Consider the following 18188-nt stretch of genomic DNA (forward strand, 5'->3'; position numbering starts at 1 on the left):
CGCGACAACAGGTCCGATCTTTCGGACCTCCGACGCAACGTGCAGATGATCTTCCAGGATCCTTTCAGTTCCCTGGACCCGAAGCAAAACGTCGGTGCAATCCTGGCAGAGCCCCTGCTATGCCATGGGTTGGCGACCAAGGCCAAGGCTTTGGAGAAGGCGAAACATCTTCTGGAGCGTGTCGGCCTCGAACCGTCGATGATAACCCGTCTTCCGCACGAGTTTTCCGGCGGTCAGCGCCAGAGAATTTGTATCGCCCGGACCCTGATGCTCGACCCGAAGGTCATCATAGCCGACGAGGCCGTCTCGGCGCTCGACGTTTCGGTCAAGGCCCAGGTGATCGACCTGCTGCTTGAGCTGCAGGAGGAACTACGGCTGTCATACCTCTTCATCAGTCACGACATGGCTATTGTCGAACGTGTCAGCCACCGCGTGGCTGTCATGTATCTTGGCGAGATCGTGGAGATCGGGCCCAGCCGCGAGGTGATAGGGAATCCGAAACATCCTTATACCCAAAAGCTGATGTCGGCGGTGCCGGTCCCAGAGCCGACCGCCGACAGGCACCGCTTGATCGGCAAGCCGGTGACCGAATTGCCGTCGCCCATGCGGTCGCTCGATTTCATTCCGCCGAAGCGGCAGCCTCGCGTGGTTGGACCCGACCACTTCGTGATCGAGTGACAGGCTCTAAAGGGCGCTTCAGATGGACGCCTTTGGACGAATCCGAGCAAGGCGCTTCCCTATACCGATGGAGAATTCGATGAACACATATGCTGAGCAGTTCCAAATTGGAGTGAAGGCGGCGTCCTTTTTACGACAGGACAAAAAACTCCTTATCGATGGAAAATGGGTGCCGGCTCGGTCCGGGAAGGTTTTCGACACATATGATCCGGGCACGGGACGCGTAATTGCGCAGGTTCCGGAGGGCGACACCAAGGATATCGACATGGCCGTCAAAGCTGCCCGGCGGGCCTTTGAAGAAGGCCCATGGAGCCGCATCACGCCCAGCGAGCGTGGACGTCTCATCTGGAAACTCGCGGATCTGCTGGAACAGAACGCCGATGAACTGGCCGAACTGGAGGTTCTCAACAATGGCAAGCCGCTTGCCAATGCTAGGAATTCAGACGTTGCGCTCAGCGTAGATATGTTCCGCTACATGGCGGGCTGGGCGACCAAGATCACGGGGGAAACCATTTCGATCTCGGCGCCGGACAAGTACCATGCCTTCACCGTGCGTGAGCCGGTCGGGGTCGTCGGGCAGATCATTCCGTGGAATGCGCCACTGCTCATGCTGGCCTGGAAGGTCGCTCCGGCGCTGGCCACCGGCTGCACGATCGTGCTCAAGCCGGCAGAGCAGACCCCGCTGACAGCGCTGCGCTTCGGCGAACTGGCCCAGGAGGCCGGCATTCCCGCTGGCGTGATCAACATCGTGACCGGTTTTGGGCCGACGGCGGGCGCGGCGATCGCCTCACACCCGCAGATCGACAAGGTTGCCTTTACGGGTTCCAGCGAAATCGGTCGTATAATCGTCAGGGCCGCCGCTGGCAATTTGAAGAAAGTGTCGCTCGAACTGGGAGGGAAGTCGCCCGTTATCGTCTTTCCCGATGCTGACATGTCGGTTGCCATTCCCGGTGTCACGCAGGGCATTTTTGCCAATAGCGGCCAGGTCTGCACTGCGGGATCGCGACTGTTCGCCCATAAGAAAGTGTTTGACCAGATCGTGGATGGGATCGGCCAGCGGGCCGGGAATATCCGGGTCGGCCATGGCCTCAGCGAAGGCGTCCAGATGGGCCCCGTCATTTCCCCGGTCCAGTGCAACCGCGTAATGGACTATATCGAGCAGGGCAGGAGCGCCGGCGCAACGGTGGCGTTTGGCGGCACGCGGATCGGCAACGAAGGCAACTTCATTGCCCCCACGGTGCTGACCGATACCCGACCCGACATGGCGGTGGTGCAGGAAGAGATTTTTGGTCCCGTCCTGTGCGCCATGAGTTTCGATGACGACGACCTGGAACAGATCGCCCGGCAGGCGAATGACAGTATCTTCGGGCTTGCCGGCAGTGTCTGGACGCGGGACCTGAGCGTCGCCCACAAGATGGTACGGCGAATTCGCGCCGGCCGGATTGGGGTCAACGTACACGGTTCGGTTGATGCGGCGATACCCACCGGCGGCTTCAAGCAATCCGGCTGGGGCAGAGAACGGGGACAAGAAGGGCTGAACCTTTACACGGAGACCAAGTCGGTGATTATGTCGCTTTGAAGGGCTGCCAAAAACGGCATTGTGGGGCAGGGATGTCGCATTTCTATCGCTCCAAATAAACGATCACACCGGACAATTGGCTAATTTTGCTTCTATCAACCCGTCGCGCCGCCCGACCAGCATCGCTCATTGTCCATGAAAAGGAAGAAAGCCCGGCCAGGCGTGGCAGCCAGCTAAAGCTTTTCAGGCTTGGCGATGACTTTCGACGCATTCACGCCGGCTCTGATATTTCCCGAGCAGCGAACCATTCGGACCGTCGACCGTGTTTGCAGGGTAGTGCGTGAGTAGTATCGGACACATAGAATGTGAAATGCGACATCGCCTAAGCGATAGCAGTCATAGTTCGCGCACCTCTTGAACCAGACCGTCTACGATAACTCTTATCTTAGCCGGCAGAGCCTTTGTACGCAGCCCAAGGACGTTGACCGTCACCTCGCCGCCGGACATCCCATCCAGTTCGGTCAGCAGCTTTCCATCGCGAATGTCATCTTGAACTATCCATAGTGGAACCTGCCCAAGCCCGTGTCCCCTACTGCCATCCGCACCGTCTCGAAATCCTGGAGTTCATGTTTGACGGAAACAGCATGCCATGCGATCGAGCCGGATCTTGCTGAGCATCTCGAGCATGGCTGGCCGTTCGCAGAAGCGGACCGATCAACCTATTACACCCGACGGGGCGAGGTGGGTTACACGGACTTCCCTGCATATCGATCGGCAGCGTTGCACGCGGAGGTATGCTGACCGAGGCGGGTCGCGCAGGCAAGGAATACGGTTTGGAGGGGATCCACGTCGGCCACGTCATCGTCGATGGTGCCGTCGACGGCCACAAAATCCGCCGACGCTTTCCAGACGACGACTCGCGCCGTGACCGGTTGCTCGATATCGAGGGCGTCGTGGAATGCTCCGCCTTCCTCTATCGGCAGCACCACAAGGCTTGGTCGTTCGAGGTCGACGTCCGAACGTCCTTGCAGCCTTGGTGAGCTCTCGGTGGCGGAAACTTAGCGGCCTTTGAAGTTTGCAGCTCGGCGCCGACCAAAAGGCTATGCCACCGCATGCCGCGCCGGTCGAATGCGCGAACGCGGCCCAACTCGTACGTTGGAAATAAACGACCGCTGCTGCCCCGAAGGCTCGGATGGACCTTGTCAGGAAACGACGTTCCACTGTCCTGATCCACAGGATCGGGTTCGTTGTCCAAAGCAGGGTCCAGCGCGATATATGGACAAGCCGTCCGATAAATCGCCTTGGAGAGCGACCATGCGACTGCCGTGGCACCTCTCACCGAGGCACGAGCGAGAAAGTCCGCTTCACGGCAGTCGCATCGAACAGGCGTGATGCGTCACCGGCGAGCGCCAAGTCGCCGACGCAGAGCGTGACATTCGAGGCTTCGCCCCAGGTCGGCCGAGAGTGCAACAGGGCCGTCCTCGACAACAAGGTCCACCCATCGGCGGTAGCAGTCATGACGAGCCGAGCGCAAGGAGAATGACATGACTTCCAGCAGCATCGTTCGTCAAGATAACGGAGAGCGAACTCATTCAACAATGATGGCTTGGCGCGTGCACGAGTTCGGGCCACCAGAGATCATGAAGTACGAGCGCGTTCCGCGGCCTGATCCTGGCCCCGGCGAGGTCCTCGTCAAAGTTGAAGCCGCCGGCGTCGGACCGTGGGATGGTTGGATCCGGGCGGGCAAGAGCGCCTTACCGCAACCGCTCCCTCTCACGCTAGGCTCGGATCTCTCCGGCGAAATCGTCGCCAAGGGGTCCGGAGTTTCAGAACTGCGTGTGGGAGATCAGGTTTATGGCGTTACGAATCCGCGGTTTATAGGGGCCTACGCCGAATACGCAGTGGCTTCCGCTGAGATGGTGTCGAACAAGCCGACGTCGCTAACCTATGCTGAAGCCGCCTCTGTTCCTGTCGTTGCCGTGACGGCATGGCAGGCGTTGTTTTACCACGCGCAGCTCAAAGCCGGTCAAACGGTTGTGATCCACGGGGCGGCGGGAAATGTCGGCTCGTATGCGGTTCAATTGGCGCGTGAGGCGCACCTGCAAGCGATTGCGACTGCAGCGACGGACGACATTACTTTCGTACGCGATCTCGGAGCAAACACGGTCATCGACCACCAGACCCAACGCTTTGAGGAAAAGGTTAGGGACGCGGACGCTGTCATCGATCTGGTCGGCGGCGAGACGCAGAACCGCTCGTTCCAGGTCCTTCGTCGAGGCGGAAAGCTGATTTCGGCTGTGTCAAATCCGGATCAGAAACTCGCAGAACGCCATGGCGTTGAAGCCTCCTTCTTCCTGGTCAACGTCACGAGGCAGGACCTGGCGGAGATCGCCTGTCTCGTCGACGGTGGAAAACTGAGAACCAGGGTGGGGGCGGTCTTGCCGCTCGCGGACGCGCGCGAGGCGCATTTGATGTTGGAGCGCGTGCGGACTCCACCGAAGGGAAAGATCGTGCTCGATGTCGGAGCGAGATGATCGATCAAGCCTCGTCGTTGCACTCGCGAGCCCCGATTTGCCCACTTCCAAAGCTAGTCTTGAAGGACCAAGCAAATGACTAAGCTAAATCTCTCCAATGCCCTCGTCATTCCCGATTCTTTGCTCGCGAAAGAGGCGACAGATATCCTACGCGAGCACGCCAGCGATCTGCTCTTCAATCACTCGATCCGCGTCTACCTTTTCGCAGCTGAGCAGGGTCGTCAGAGGAAACTGCGCTTCGACTCTGAACTCCTCTACGTGGCGGCCGCATTTCATGATCTCGGCCTTATCAAGAAGTTTTCGAGCCCAGACGAACGCTTTGAGGTCGATGGCGCAAATGCCGCCCGACAGTTTCTAAACGTCCACAACATTGCTGAAGACCAGGTGCAGACCGTGTGGGAAGCAATCGCGCTGCACACCACCCCCGGCATTCCCCGATATATGGGCGCCGAAGTAGCGCTACTCAACTCAGGTGTTCTTCTCGATGTCATCGGAGTGGGCTTCGATCAGTTTCCCGTGGAGCTGCGTGAGGAAATCGTGGTCAAGTACCCGCGGGCAAATTTCAAAGAGGGCTTTATCCAGGAGTATTTCGCTGGCTTTGCGCATAAGCCCGCGACGACGTATGGCACCGTTAACGCGGCCGTCTGCGAACGTTTCATGCCGGGATTTAAGACTCCCAACGCATGCGACTTGATCGCCGCGTCTCCGTTCCCGGATTCCGCACCGCAGAACTCAACATGATGACGAGGACGTATCCCGTGCTCCAGGAGCTTGATCGCGATTGCGGGCGGGCTGCCGACGATGAATCGCTGATCTCTCCCAGGTGGTTAACTCTCGGCGCATTTGCCGCGCGCCGGACCCCAATCGTTGGTGGGAAATTGAGCTGCTTGCCTATCTTGCCTCTCGGTCAGCGCGGCGCTCCGACCGCCCGGGCAATGCCGGTCCGGCTTTTGGCGACTGGCCCGCTGGGGGCTGATAACCGGGCAGCAAGCCGCTGGTGGCGCTGGCGCCAGAATGGGCGCCCTGAGCGTATTGGATGCCGCTGCGGGTGCTCAGGTCATTGCCGGCGGCGCGACGGAGCGGATCGGCTGGGGGCTGCGGGATCAGTCTGGCGGCTCTGCTCTCTATGCTGCTCAAGGAAAGAAGCAGGTTAAAGCGACCGTGATATCGTGACGATGGCTTCGGACGTGAACCGTAGCGGTGACAATCAGTTCGGCCCTGGGTCTTGTTTGAACCAAGCGTGAGACATTAAAGAAAAAGTGCGATGATGTTGATCAATGGATCTGCCAATCGGATTAGTGCGCTGTCAAGAGCAATGCGAACGGCCTCCGTCCCACTGATAGCAACGGCGATCGCTCTGGGAGCTTCGCCCGTGATGGCACAGGACCGGGAGCAGGTGAGAATGGCCTTCGAGCACTCACTGCCGAATGTCGAAGGAACGAGAATAGTTGCTGTGACCGTGACTTATCCTCCGGGAGGCAAATCGCTCGCTCATCACCACGCAGCCTCGGCATTTATTTACGCCTACGTGCTCTCCGGGGCTATCCGCAGCCAAGTCGGCGATGAGCCGGCGAAGATCTATCATGCAGGTGAAGGCTTCTACGAAATGCCGGGCTCACATCACCGCATCAGCGAGAACGCGAGTGAGACCGAGCCAGCCAGCCTATTGGCGCTCTTCGTTTTGGACTCGAAGGACAAGCCCTTGACGACGCCTGACAAGGCGGCAGGATCACAATAGTAGCGCGACAAACTCGCCTGTCGCCGCGACGACTTTTTTGGCCGGTATAGATCGTCCGGTATCGGCTGGAAAATCGACCAATTAAGTCCAGTTCCTGACGCACGGACATTTCGGTTGGTTGATTAACAGACCGGACTGGGCCTTTTGCAGTGTGCTAACTACATGCATAGTACGGCATCTGACTGGAGAGGCCGTAAGAGGTGCCGAAACACGTTGTCGCGATCGTTGTCTATGAGGGTGTTCAGGCCCTGGACGCGGCAGGGCCGATGGACGTGTTCAGCGAGGCAAACACGTTTCTGGACAGTGCCGACCGTTATGAGACAGTATTGGTTGCCGCTCACCGCAATCCACTACGCGCGTCGAACGGGATGCGACTGGTAGCGGACCTGACCTTTGAGGAGGCAGCGGGGGGCTTCGACATCATTCTGGTGGCCGGCGCGCCGACGCCTCCGGCGACGGAGCCGGAACCGTACTTGGTCCAGTGGGTCAAAGAGTTGCCGTGGCGCTCGAGCGTTTATGGATCAATCTGCACCGGAGCCTTTGTCCTTGGCTATGCCGGCCTCCTGGATGATCGACGCGTCACAACCCATTGGCAGGATGCGCAGGCTCTGGCGGCCAGGTTCCCCAAGGCAAGGGTCGAACCGGACTTGATCTATGTGCGCGATGGGCGGCTGATCACCGCGGCCGGTGTGACTGCGGGAATAGATTTGGGCTTGGCGCTCGTCGGGCAGCAGCACGGCGCGGAAACGGCGCTCAAGGTCGCCAAGCGGCTGGTCGTGGTGGCCCAACGCCAGGGCGGGCAGTCGCAGTTCAGTCCCTACCTTACGGCACCTGCCGATCTGGAATCGCCCATCGCACGCATTCAGGACCACGTGATGGGCAACATCGGGGATCGCCACACGCTGGAGTCGCTTGCTGCTGTCGTCGGCATGAGCCCGCGAAATCTAGCCCGGCATTTCGTGCAGGCGACGGGGATTACACCGCATGAGTTCATCGAGCGCGCCCGCGTCGATGCGGCGCGCAGTATGCTGGAAGGAAGCGACAGACCGCTGAAAGCCGTCGCCTTCAATTGCGGGTTCGGATCCGCAGACCGGATGAGGATTGTTTTCACCAGCCGTATTGGCGTGACCCCCGGCCAATATCGCGCCAGCTTCCGGGGGGCGGAATCGGAATAGATCGCGAAGTCACGGCGGGTTGAGACGTGAAGGCTCAGACGGGCATTTGTCAGGAAACGACGCACGGCTGTCCTGATCCGCACGATCCCGTTCGTTGCCCGAAGCAGGGCCTTGTTGCGTAATGCCGACAAGCCCCGCCGGCGGCTGCCCAACGAAGGAGATTTTTCCATGTCTGAGATCATCGCCGAAATTCGCGTGCCTGACAGCGCTATCGCGCGGGCCGCCACACAGCTTGTGCGCGATACCGAAGACGACCTGCTTTTTAACCACAGTCGCCGCGTCTTCTTCTGGGGCGCGCTGACCGGCGAGCGCCGCGGCCTAAAATTTGATCCGGAACTGCTTTACCTTGGCGCCATGTTCCACGACATGGGCCTCACCGAGAAATATGCCAGCCCTGACCTGCGCTTCGAGGTCGACGGCGCCAATGCCGCGCGCGACTTCATGAAGGGCTACGGGGTGCCGGAGCGTGATGTCGAGGACGTCTGGACTGCCATTGCGCTCCACACAACCCCCGGCATCCCAGAGCATATGCGTCCCACAATCGGGCTGGTGACCGCCGGTGTGGAGATGGACGTGCTCGGCGTCGCCTATCACGACTTCACGCATGAGCAGCGCGACAGTGTGTGCGTCCATCATCCGCGCGAGACGAACTTCAAGGAGAACATCATAGACCACTTCGCCAACGGCATCATCAAGAAGCCGTTGACGACGTTCGGAAATGTGAAGGCTGACGTCCTAGCGCTGAAGGACATGAACTATGTCCGCCAGAATTTCTGCTCGATCATCCTTGGCTCACCTTGGCCGAGCTGACCCTGGTTGCCGCCGGTCGAGGAAGCTGAAATGGGCGCCATTCCTATATTTCTCGTCTCAGTTTGAGCCGCAAACCGGTGGCGGCGAGACCATTTCGGACGGACGCTATGCTGGAACAAAGAAATTTCTTCTACTGCCTGAGCTGCCAGAGTCCTGGCACGACGTGATCGCTGCTCTGCGTAGAAAATCCGAATAACGGGGTGAGATAGTGATCCGGGACCGTATGGGTCTGCTCTAGATCGCGGACGGCACCTACAGCGAGCCGGAACAGGAGTATGAGCGGTTACTCTATAACCGCCTAGCTGCCGTGATCGGCGGTCTCGGCGAAGGTAATGATAGCGGCGATGGCGGCGCCGTCGTCGGCTACGATTTCAGCGGCCTACCAGCCTGTAATTAGTCGCGTTCATCGTCCTTAGGTTCGCCAAACCATACGAGAGCCTTCCACGACGACCTCGATGTCGAATTGCTGTGTGATGTAGACTAGGCCGCTGCCTGGAGTCCTCGGAGCCATCGCGCGCCGCGGATCCAGGATTTTTGTTGCCTTCAACCGCGCAACTTTGGCCGGCGCTTCATAGTGAGAAGCTCCGTCACATCATGCAGTTCATCTGCCGATGAAATGGCAATCGTCAGCCATTTTCCATCGATGTATGTTTTGGCTTCGTCGTAGAGCTTGACCAATTGCGGACGCCAGACATAACGCCGCTCCTCGCGCTGGCGGCGTTTCTCGGGCAAGCCTTCAGAACGCAATGATCGCCATCGGCGTCTCGGCCACGCCGGTTTTCATTAGGCTGACGCGAGGCCAAGTGCTGTCGATCAAGAACGAGGACTACATCACCGCGGCGCGCGCGCTCGGCTCGCGCGACCGCAACATCATCCTCGCACATGTTCTGCCCAAGGTGCTGGCTCCAATCGTCGTCCAAATCACCATCACCATGGCGGTCGCCGTCCTCGCCGAGGGCAGCCTTGCCTTTCTCGGGCTCCGCCGGCGCCAGCCGGCGCAGACAGTTCCTGAGTGAGGCCCCGTGGATGACGGTCTGGCCGGGACTGCGATCATCGCCGTCGTGCTCGGCTTCAACCTCTTGGGCGACGGGCTGAACGACACGCTCACGCCACAGTTCGAGGACAGTTGACGTCGGCGAGTGATCTCCGATGCCCACACCCCAAATCGGTTGTCAGCAGTTGCGCCACAAGCTGAGATGATGATGGCGCGAATGGCTGACGCGGTCTCGCTGAGGCAGGCGGCATGATCCGATTAAATCGATATGAACGCCCGATACTCGTGATAGATAGGAGTGGCTGCACCTGCTAGCCACGAGACAGACAGACCGCAGGCCTGTCGTGCTTCACCCCACCCTGGCGCTTCGGCTCATGTCGAAGGTCGTCACCGGATGGCCTGAAGCTTATCCAAGCAGGGAGAGTTTCGATGTCTGGACACGGGTATGAGGGCGGACGGCTCGATCTCCCCTTCGTAGGACTTAGCACCTTCGGTAAACGGCCGATCTGCCTGGATTGGGACAAGATCGATGCCGATGTGGCGGTGCTGGGTGTTCCCTTCGACATGGGCACGCAGTACCGCTCCGGCGCGCGCTTCGGGCCGCGCGCCATCCGCGAGGCGTCGACGCTGTTTTCCTTCGGCCATGGCGGCGCCTACGACCATGAGGACGACCAGACCTATCTGCCGCTTGACAAGGTGCGGATCGTCGACATCGGCGATGCGGATATTGTGCACACCGATACCGTCACCAGCCACGCCAATACGGCAAAGGCGGTCCGCAAGATTCTCGAACGAGGCGCGTTGCCCGTCGTTCTGGGCGGCGACCATGCCATCAACATCCCCTGCGTCCGGGCGTTCAGCGAACATGGCCCTATCCATATCGTGCAGATCGACGCCCATCTCGACTTTGTCGACGTGCGTCACGGCGTACGCGAAGGCCACGGCAACCCGATGCGCCGAGCGGCCGAACAGTCGCATGTCAGCGGCCTCAGCCAGCTCGGCATCCGCAACGTCTCCTCTACGGCCCGCGACGGCTACGAAGACGCACGCCAGCGCGGCTCGACCATCCTTTCCGTCCGCCAGGCGCGCAAGCTCGGCGTCGAAGGCGTGCTGGCAACCATCCCGGAGCGCGCGCGCTACTATGTGACGATCGACATCGACGGCTTCGATCCATCGATTGCGCCGGGCACCGGCACGCCCAGCCATGGCGGCTTCCTGTATTATGAAGTAATGGAAATGCTCCAGGGCCTAGTGAAGCGCGGCGACGTGGTCGGCATCGACCTCGTCGAGGTCGCCCCGGCCTACGACCCTTCGGGCATCACCGGCTTTCTCGCAGCACAGGTGCTCCTAAATTTTCTCGGCTACATCTTCGTCGAACGCGAAGCGCGCGGACGCTGAACGGAAGGAACACAACGATGCCAACGAACGCCAGTGACGGTCAGGTTCAACTCATTCCCGCCCGCAAGGGCGTGGCGGCGCCCGTTGCCCAAGGCCAGGTGATCACCGTCATCAACACCCATGGCACCCAGGTGGTGGACACCTGGGCCTTCTGCGCCGACGACATCGCGGAATTCATGTCGATGGAGCACAGCCGTGGCGGCATGCTCAAGGTGAATCCCCAGAACGGCGACACGCTGCGCAGTAACAAGCGGCGTCCGATGCTGACCCTGATCCAGGATACGTCGGGCGGCGTGCACGATACGCTGATCGCCGCCTGCGACCGCTATCGCTACCAGCAGTTGGGCCATGTCGGCCACCATGACAACTGCACTGACAACCTGGCGGCCGCTCTCGGCGCGCTCGGGCTGACGTCATCCGAAACCCCTTCGCCCCTCAACCTGTTCATGAACATTCCCGTCCGCAAAGACGGTTCGGTCTCGTTCGAGGCACCGGTGTCGGGACCGGGCTCCTATGTGTCGATGCGCGCGGAAATGGATTTGATCATCGCGTTCTCGGCCTGCCCGCAGGACCTCATTCCGGTGAACGGGGAAGACTGCGTTCCAACCGAAGCGCACTACCGAATCGACGCCAAGGCGCCGCGCCTTTAAGCACCGCGCTCAGACCATTGATCCCGAAAAGCGCCCCCCCCTTTCGGGATTGATGCGTAAAGAAGTTTTTACACGCCGCGTATCTTGGGAAGCGGCTTTTTCGCTTCAGTCGGTTGCCCTTTACCGGCAGTTTTTTCGGCATTCCCCACCCTTTTGCGCAGTTCCTGGACAAAAATCCGCTCCGACAGCGACGCCTTCTTGTGCTTTGGCGCGATGATGACGAAGGGCGAGCGTATCTGTGCCTCGGGTACCAGCAGCGCCTTCAGCCGGTCGTTCTGTCTAAACGTGACGGTCATGTGATCCGGCAGATAGCCGACGAAGTGGCCGCTCAGGATATACATCGCCTGCGCCTCGATATTCGAGGCATAGGCGCCGACATGCGCGTTGGGAAAATGCTGCAGTTCCGACTTGTTGGCATAGGGCCGCACCACCATCTGCGATGCCTCCACATCGGCCTTTGTCACCAGCTTGCGGGAAAACAGCGGGTGACGCTCGCTGCAATAGAGCGAGTTCCTTTCATGATGGAACTCAGTTTGCGAATAGCCGGGCAGCAATTTGATGCGCGGGGAGATCGCGAAATCGATCCCGCCCTTGGCGGTGTCCGCGATCAGCTGCTCGGGCGAGCCTATGGTGATGCGCAGATCGACTTCGCTGGCCTTCTTGATGAACTGGTGAATGACGTCATCGAGGCCAAGGTTTGAATCGGTAACGGTCGCATCGACGATCCCGACGCGCAGCACGCCCGTCGCCTTGGAGCGCAATTCCCCCAATTGCATCTCGAACGCCGACAGCGCGGATGTCAGCGAATGGGAATATTCATAAACAGCGCTGCCCCTGTCGGTCAGTTCGAAGCCCCGTCTGCCGCGCTGGCACAGCGAAAACCCCAACCGCTCCTCCAGCGCATTGATCTGGAAACTGATCGTCGACTGGCTCATCGCCAAGGCAAGCTGCGCTCCAGTGAATCCGCCATGTTCGACCACGGAACGGAAAACCCTGAGCGCACGGATATCGGCTACCGACAGACGCAATTCTGACACTCCTCCCCGAACCTGTGCAGGCGGTGTCCGGCATCAGCCTTACATCGCCAATTTCGATGTATAGTCTATTCATTCCATGTTTATCAAAGATTCAATCCTGCCATGCTGCCCTACCAGATGGCGGCGTGCCGTCCTGCCGCTGGGAAGTTCAACAACCGGGCCGGCAACGCAGTCGGCCGGCGACTTGGAGGTTTGAGGCTCGTCACGCATGTGAGATTCCTGAGCGCTTACAGAAGCCTCGGACTCCAAATAATCCATAATAAACGAGAACATACGAAGCTGGAGGAAGTCATGCGATCCGCTCTGAAACTGTGCACTTCGATACTGCTGGCCGCGTCACTCTCGCTCGCTGTGGCGAGCATCGCCACAGCCGCCGATCTTCTGGATCGGATCAAGGAGAAGGGCGAGATCACCATCGCGTCCGAGGCGCGCTACCCACCATTCGAATATGTCGATAACGGCAAGGTCGTCGGCTATGGCGTCGACCTCTTCGAAGAAGTCATGAAGGCGCTACCGGACGTGAAGGTGAACCGGCTCGACCTGCCGTTTCAGGGCTTGCTGCCGGGCCTCCAGACCGAAAAATTCGACGCCATCATAACGTCCGTCACCGTCAACAAACAGCGTTACGATACCTACAGGCTGTCTCTGCCGATCGCCGACGCGTCGTTCTCCTACGTCAAGCGCGAGGGCGATACGTCGCTAAACACGCCCGAAGACCTGAGCGGCAAGAATGTTGGCACGCAGGCCGGCTCGGCACAGCTCAAGGGCACCGAGGCCTTTTCCGAGGCACTCAAGGCAAAAGGCATGGCGCCGATCGCCAACATCCAGACCTATGTCGACTTCAATGAGGCCTATGCCGACCTGGCTGCCGGCCGTACCGATGCCGTGGTGAATTCCCTGCCCAATCTGCTTTACCTGCAGACGCAGCGCGGCGACGCCTTCGAAACCATCCGCACGACGTTCGGGGAGCCGACCTATTTCAGCTGGGCCTTCCGCAAGGATGACGACAGCAAGGCGCTTGCCGACTTCATCGACAACCAGTTCCGCAAGCTCGCCGCCGATGGAACCATGGCCAAGCTTCAGGAGAAGTGGTTCGGCTTCACCATGAAACTGCCGACGGATGCCCTGCCCGAACCTAAGAGCTGACAAGCCGGCATGGGCTCACAGCACCCGGATAAACGGCGAGGCTTCCCAGCCTCGCCTGCGAAAAACGTCCAGGCTGCACGCCTGGCCTCAAGTCCATAAGGTCTGACCACGTGGCAATGCTCGCCCTCATCCGGGACAATCTGCCCATCATGCTCTGGGGGGCGGGCATGACGATTCTGGTGTCGGGCGTCGCCATCATTCTCGGCATGCCGCTCGGCCTCGTTCTTTGCTTCGGGGTCACCTCGAAGAAGATATGGCTGCGCCGCTTTTCGCGCATCTATCAAAGCGTGTGGCGCGGCACACCCATCCTAGTGCAGTTGCTGATCATATACTATCTGCTGCCGCTCATCGGCATCAACGTGGCTCCTATCCTTGCCGCTATCATCGCGCTGACCCTCAACACGATCGCGTTCCAGGCCGAGATATTTCGCGGCGGGCTTTTGGCCATTCCGCGGGGGCAATTGGAAGCGGCACGCATGGTGGGCATACGCAAATGGGCGGCGCGCCAGCACATTCTCGTCCCCCAGATACTGCGTCTCGTCATTCCCTCGCTGGTCAACGAGACCATCAGCATTCTGAAAAATTCCTCGCTGGTTTCCGTTATCGCGGTGACGGAACTGATGCGGGTGAGCCAGCAGATCGTCGCGACCACCTACCGCCCGTTCGAAATCTACATCGCCGCCGCCATCATCTACATCGTCATCAATTTCCTCCTGTCGCTGCTCGGTCGCATGGCCGAGCAGCGACTAGCGCGGAGGGCCTGAGCCATGACGCAGTTCTTCGACCTGTGGCTGCAATATGGGCCGCTGATGCTGGCCGGACTGGCGACGACGGCCTGGATCTGCGCGCTGGCTGCTGCCCTCGGACTGGCTGTCGGCCTGTTGCTCGCCTGCCTCGACAGCACGCAGTTCACGCCGTTGCGCTGGGCCGTTCGCGCCTATATCGAGATCATGCGCGGCCTGCCGATCCTGATCCTGCTGTTCGTGCTCTATTATGGCGGCCCGCGTATCGGCCTCAGGCTGAGTGCCGAAGCAGTCGGCGTTTTCGGCCTCGGCTTCTACGGGGCCGCCTATTTCGCGGAAATCTTCCGCTCCGGTTTCCAGTCGATCCCCAAGGGCCAGATCGAGGCCGCGCGCATGGCGGGGCTGACCGGCACGCAGATCATCCGCCATATCAAGTTGCCGCAGATGCTGGTCATGATCACCCCGCCGACGGTCAACCAGATCATCATCCTCATCAAGGAATCCGCGGTGCTGTCCATCATCACCGTCGCCGAGCTGACCAAAAACACGACGCAGTTCGTCAACGAGACCTATGCGGTCATCGAACCCTATCTCGCCGCTGCCCTGCTCTACTGGCTGCTGGTCGAGGTAGTCGCGCAGCTCGGCAAATACGTTGAGCGCCGGGTGCGGTTCTAGGCCGCTCAACCACCAATTGGGAACAAACGATGGCCACTGAAACCACCGAGCCCGTCATCAAGATACGGAACCTGACCAAGGATTTCGGCACGTTCGCGGCCTTGTCTGGGATATCGCTCGACATCAATCTCTCCGAGGTCGTCTGCATCATCGGCCCCTCGGGATCAGGCAAGAGCACCCTGTTGCGCTGCGCTAGCTTCCTTGAGGACTATACGAGCGGCGAGATCGAGATCGAGGGCCGGCTGCTCGGCTACAAGCGCGGCGCCGGGGGACTGGTGCGCGAGAGCGAACAGAACATCGATGCCGTGCGCCGCAATGTCGGCATGGTGTTCCAGCACTTCAACCTCTGGCCGCACATGACCGTGCTGGACAACGTGACGCTGGGCCTACGCCTTTCCAAGCGCACCCCCGTCGCCAAGGCGAAGGACAGCGGACGCCGGGCGCTGGCCAAGGTCGGCCTCGCGGATTTCGCCGAGCGCTATCCCTCGCAGCTTTCAGGCGGCCAGCAACAGCGCGTCGGCATCGCCCGCGCGCTCGCCATGGAACCACATGTGATCCTATTCGACGAGCCGACTTCGGCGCTCGATCCCCAACTCGTGGGCGAGGTGCTCGACACCATGAAGCAACTGGCTGTCGAGGGCATCACCATGGTGGTGGTGACGCATGAGATGGGCTTTGCTGCCCAAGTCGCCGACCGCGTCGTCTTCATGGACTGCGGCAAGGTGGTCGAGCAGGGCCCTCCTGCCAAACTCTTCAACGATCCGCAAAGCCCGCGCCTGCGGGAATTCCTCGACACCTGGAGACAGCGCAACATGCTCTTCCAGAACGAGTCCGTCGCCGGCCGCTAGGCCAGCGACACCATCGACAAGACAAGACGGAGGACCGCATCCATGAACGAAGCCCTGAGCCCAGCGGGCGTTCCCCGCATGTATGGTGACGTGCCGCCATTCATGGCGTTTCCCCATGTTCGCGACCTGGCCGGCCTTTCGGCCGACGCCGTGGTGGTGGGGATGCCCTATGACGGCATCGCCACATTTCGCGGCGGCGCGACACGCCGCGCGCCGCAGGAAATCCGCAAATACTCGCTCCTCTACGGCAGCTACAGCTTCGACTGGGACCTCGACATGCTGGCGCATATCACTGTAGCCGACGCCGGCGACATCGATGTCGTGCCGGGCGATAATGCCGCCAGCTACGCCCGCCTCAAAGCGCGGCTTGGTGCGGTGCTGGCCAACGGGGCGGTGCCGCTGACCATCGGTGGCGACCATGGCATCAGCTACCCGGCGGTGCGCGCCGTCGCCGATGCCGGCGACACCCCCGTCGGACTCATCGTCTTCGACACCCACCTAGATCTCAGCGAATCCTTCGGCGGCGACCGCCTCACTCGCGCCTCGCCCCTGCTGCGCATTGCCGAACTCGACAAGGTGGACCCCCGCCGCATCGTCGTCATCGGCGCGCGAGGCCCCCGCAACCTGCCCGAATGGACACCGCTCTACCGCAAGTTGGGCATCACCGTGTTTTCCATGGAGGAGGTGGAGCGCCTCGGCATCGAAACAGTTGCTGAACGCGCGCGCACCATCGCCAGCGCCGACGGCGCGCACCTCTATATCAGCCTCGACATCGACGGCGTCGACCCCGCCTTCGCACCGGCGACCAACAGCCCGGAACCGGGTGGCCTCACCTCGCGCGAAATCATTCGCGGCGTGAGGATCGCGGCCCGCGACGGCTTTGCTGGATTCGACCTGGTGGAGGTATCGCCGGACTTCGATGCCAGCAGCGGCACCACCAGCATCCTGGCTGGCCGGCTTCTGGCGGAGGCCCTGTTCTGCCTCGCGGCCAAGCGCGCCGGCCGGCAGGACGCCTGGCGCGACGCCCACAAGACCGACGCGCAACAGAAATAGCATCACCCTTCGGAAAGCCTCGCGGTCGAGTGACCCGATGCACCAACAGGACACAAGACCATGAGCATTGCAGATTTCCAGCCACTAGATTCAGGCAGCGTTCCACGTTTTGCCGGCCCTTCGACCTTCATGCGCCTGCCTATGGCGCGTCCGGAGCAGGTCGACATCGCCCTGATTGGCGTTCCCTTCGACGGCGGCACCACCAACCGGCCGGGCGCGCGTCATGGGCCGCGCGAAATCCGCAACCAATCCAGCCTAGTGCGGCGCGTCCACCATGTCACGGGCCTCTCGCCGTTCGAACAGGTGCGTACCGGCGACTGCGGCGACGTGATCGTAAACCCGCTCGACCTGCCCGGCTCGCTGGACACGATCAGCGCCTTCTTCAAAAACGTCCACCGCGCAGGTGCCCGGCCGCTGGTTGTCGGCGGCGATCATCTAATCACGCTGCCCATCCTGCGCGGCATCGCCAAGGAGCCAGCCGGCCTCATCCACTTCGATGCCCATTCCGACACCTATGACGAGTTCTTCGGCAACCGCTACAACCACGGCACCCCCTTCCGTCGTGCCGTCGAGGAGGGCCTGCTGGATCCGAAGCGCATGGTCCAGATCGGCATCAGAGGTGCAATCTCCGATGCAGAGAACTACGATTTCGCCCGCGAGGCCGGCATCCGCATCATCGTCATCGAGGAATTCATGGAGCGCGGCGTGGACGCGGTGATGGCCGAGGCACGCTCGATCGTCGGTGAGGCGCCGGCCTACGTCTCGTTCGACATCGACGCGCTCGATCCGTCTTTTGCCCCCGGCACCGGCACCCCCGAGATCGGCGGCATCACGACGCGCGAGGCCCAGAAGATGGTCCGCGCGCTGGCCGGCGTCGACATCATCGGCGCCGATCTGGTCGAAGTTTCGCCTCCGCTCGATCCTTCAGGCGTCACCGCGCTGACCGGTGCCACCCTCCTGTTTGAGCTTCTCTGCGTAATGACGGTCCAGATGCTGGCTCAATGAGACCATGCACGGACATTGTCTTTTCGGTCATATCAGGGAGTTGGCATCATCGCAGATAGGAAATGTTGCTTTATAGGCAAGCCAGATTGCCATTCGATCGGAACCGCTGCTCAGCGGATTCACGTTCCGTCCAAAGGTTCTTGGTGAAGCGCTCGCGCGACAGGTCGATGACGCCATAACACAGC

18 protein-coding genes and 2 pseudogenes are annotated in these 18188 nt (G+C 60.7%); 18 read left to right on the plus strand and 2 right to left on the minus strand.

Translation table 11 applies throughout. From position 1 onward, the window contains the following. The 9 genes from EN879_RS04215 to EN879_RS04255 all read left to right on the plus strand — a co-directional run. On the plus strand, positions 1-678 hold a 678-nt coding region (locus tag EN879_RS04215; RefSeq protein WP_164774311.1), incomplete at its 5' end, for an oligopeptide/dipeptide ABC transporter ATP-binding protein. Positions 679-757: 79 nt separating this feature from the next. After that, positions 758-2257 carry an aldehyde dehydrogenase family protein gene (locus EN879_RS04220; RefSeq protein WP_063170535.1) on the plus strand — a complete coding sequence of 500 codons (1500 nt, stop codon included), beginning with the start codon at positions 758-760 and terminating at the stop codon, positions 2255-2257. A gap of 734 nt (positions 2258-2991) precedes the next feature. Then, positions 2992-3237, plus strand: coding sequence for a hypothetical protein (locus tag EN879_RS04230; protein ID WP_063170534.1), 246 nt, complete (start codon positions 2992-2994; stop codon positions 3235-3237). Positions 3238-3741: 504 nt separating this feature from the next. Further along, on the plus strand, positions 3742-4731 hold the full coding sequence (locus tag EN879_RS04235; protein WP_127224675.1) for an NADP-dependent oxidoreductase: 990 nt from the start codon (positions 3742-3744) through the stop codon (positions 4729-4731). Positions 4732-4806: 75 nt separating this feature from the next. Continuing rightward, positions 4807-5472 carry an HD domain-containing protein gene (locus EN879_RS04240; protein ID WP_063170531.1) on the plus strand — a complete coding sequence of 222 codons (666 nt, stop codon included), beginning with the start codon at positions 4807-4809 and terminating at the stop codon, positions 5470-5472. Positions 5473-5745: 273 nt separating this feature from the next. Further along, entirely contained in the window at positions 5746-5904 is a 159-nt protein-coding gene (locus EN879_RS38845) for a hypothetical protein (RefSeq protein ID WP_164774312.1), read from the plus strand. 142 nt (positions 5905-6046) lie between these two features. Next, the gene (locus tag EN879_RS04245; RefSeq protein WP_063170863.1) at positions 6047-6469 is read left to right on the plus strand and encodes a cupin domain-containing protein; all 423 of its coding nucleotides are present in this window, start codon (positions 6047-6049) and stop codon (positions 6467-6469) included. Positions 6470-6669: 200 nt separating this feature from the next. Further along, positions 6670-7644, plus strand: coding sequence for a GlxA family transcriptional regulator (locus EN879_RS04250; RefSeq protein WP_063170530.1), 975 nt, complete (start codon positions 6670-6672; stop codon positions 7642-7644). Positions 7645-7812: 168 nt separating this feature from the next. Beyond that, complete coding sequence (locus tag EN879_RS04255) at positions 7813-8454, plus strand: HD domain-containing protein (RefSeq protein WP_063170529.1); 642 nt, start codon at positions 7813-7815, stop codon at positions 8452-8454. Positions 8455-8997: 543 nt separating this feature from the next. Here EN879_RS04255 and EN879_RS04260 read toward each other — a convergent pair. Next, a pseudogene (locus EN879_RS04260) lies at positions 8998-9174 on the minus strand (DUF3788 family protein); the annotation flags it as partial. Here EN879_RS04260 and EN879_RS04265 point away from each other — a divergent pair. The 3 genes and pseudogenes from EN879_RS04265 to EN879_RS04275 form a co-directional block, all read left to right on the plus strand. Next, positions 9160-9584: pseudogene (locus tag EN879_RS04265) on the plus strand (ABC transporter permease); the annotation flags it as partial. The pseudogenes EN879_RS04260 and EN879_RS04265 sit on opposite strands and share 15 nt — an antisense overlap. Positions 9585-9877: 293 nt before the next feature. Then, positions 9878-10846, plus strand: a complete 969-nt coding sequence (gene speB, locus EN879_RS04270; RefSeq protein ID WP_063170527.1) for an agmatinase — start codon at positions 9878-9880, stop codon at positions 10844-10846. 17 nt (positions 10847-10863) lie between these two features. Next, complete coding sequence (locus EN879_RS04275; RefSeq protein WP_063170526.1) at positions 10864-11496, plus strand: urea carboxylase-associated family protein; 633 nt, start codon at positions 10864-10866, stop codon at positions 11494-11496. 68 nt (positions 11497-11564) lie between these two features. On the opposite strand, the gene EN879_RS04280 is transcribed toward EN879_RS04275, so the two are convergent. Further along, positions 11565-12524, minus strand: a complete 960-nt coding sequence (locus tag EN879_RS04280; protein WP_063170525.1) for a LysR family transcriptional regulator — start codon at positions 12522-12524, stop codon at positions 11565-11567. Positions 12525-12824: 300 nt separating this feature from the next. Between EN879_RS04280 and EN879_RS04285 the strand changes: the two genes are divergently transcribed. The 6 genes from EN879_RS04285 (at position 12825) to speB (EN879_RS04310) (ending at position 18003) form a co-directional block, all read left to right on the plus strand. Continuing rightward, positions 12825-13679 carry a transporter substrate-binding domain-containing protein gene (locus EN879_RS04285; RefSeq protein WP_063170524.1) on the plus strand — a complete coding sequence of 285 codons (855 nt, stop codon included), beginning with the start codon at positions 12825-12827 and terminating at the stop codon, positions 13677-13679. Positions 13680-13828: 149 nt separating this feature from the next. Further along, positions 13829-14443, plus strand: a complete 615-nt coding sequence (locus EN879_RS04290) for an amino acid ABC transporter permease (protein ID WP_275955652.1) — start codon at positions 13829-13831, stop codon at positions 14441-14443. A gap of 3 nt (positions 14444-14446) precedes the next feature. Further along, on the plus strand, positions 14447-15097 hold the full coding sequence (locus tag EN879_RS04295; protein ID WP_127273957.1) for an amino acid ABC transporter permease: 651 nt from the start codon (positions 14447-14449) through the stop codon (positions 15095-15097). Positions 15098-15126: 29 nt separating this feature from the next. After that, positions 15127-15945, plus strand: a complete 819-nt coding sequence (locus tag EN879_RS04300; protein ID WP_063170521.1) for an amino acid ABC transporter ATP-binding protein — start codon at positions 15127-15129, stop codon at positions 15943-15945. A 42-nt stretch (positions 15946-15987) separates the two neighbouring features. After that, the gene (locus EN879_RS04305) at positions 15988-16998 is read left to right on the plus strand and encodes an agmatinase family protein (RefSeq protein ID WP_063170520.1); all 1011 of its coding nucleotides are present in this window, start codon (positions 15988-15990) and stop codon (positions 16996-16998) included. 60 nt (positions 16999-17058) lie between these two features. After that, a complete protein-coding gene (gene speB, locus EN879_RS04310; protein WP_174564978.1) occupies positions 17059-18003 on the plus strand; it encodes an agmatinase in 945 nt (314 codons plus the stop codon). The last annotated feature ends 185 nt before the right edge of the window (positions 18004-18188 follow it).

The organism is Mesorhizobium sp. M7A.F.Ca.AU.002.02.1.1 (assembly GCF_003998535.1).
Classification (GTDB): domain Bacteria; phylum Pseudomonadota; class Alphaproteobacteria; order Rhizobiales; family Rhizobiaceae; genus Mesorhizobium; species Mesorhizobium ciceri.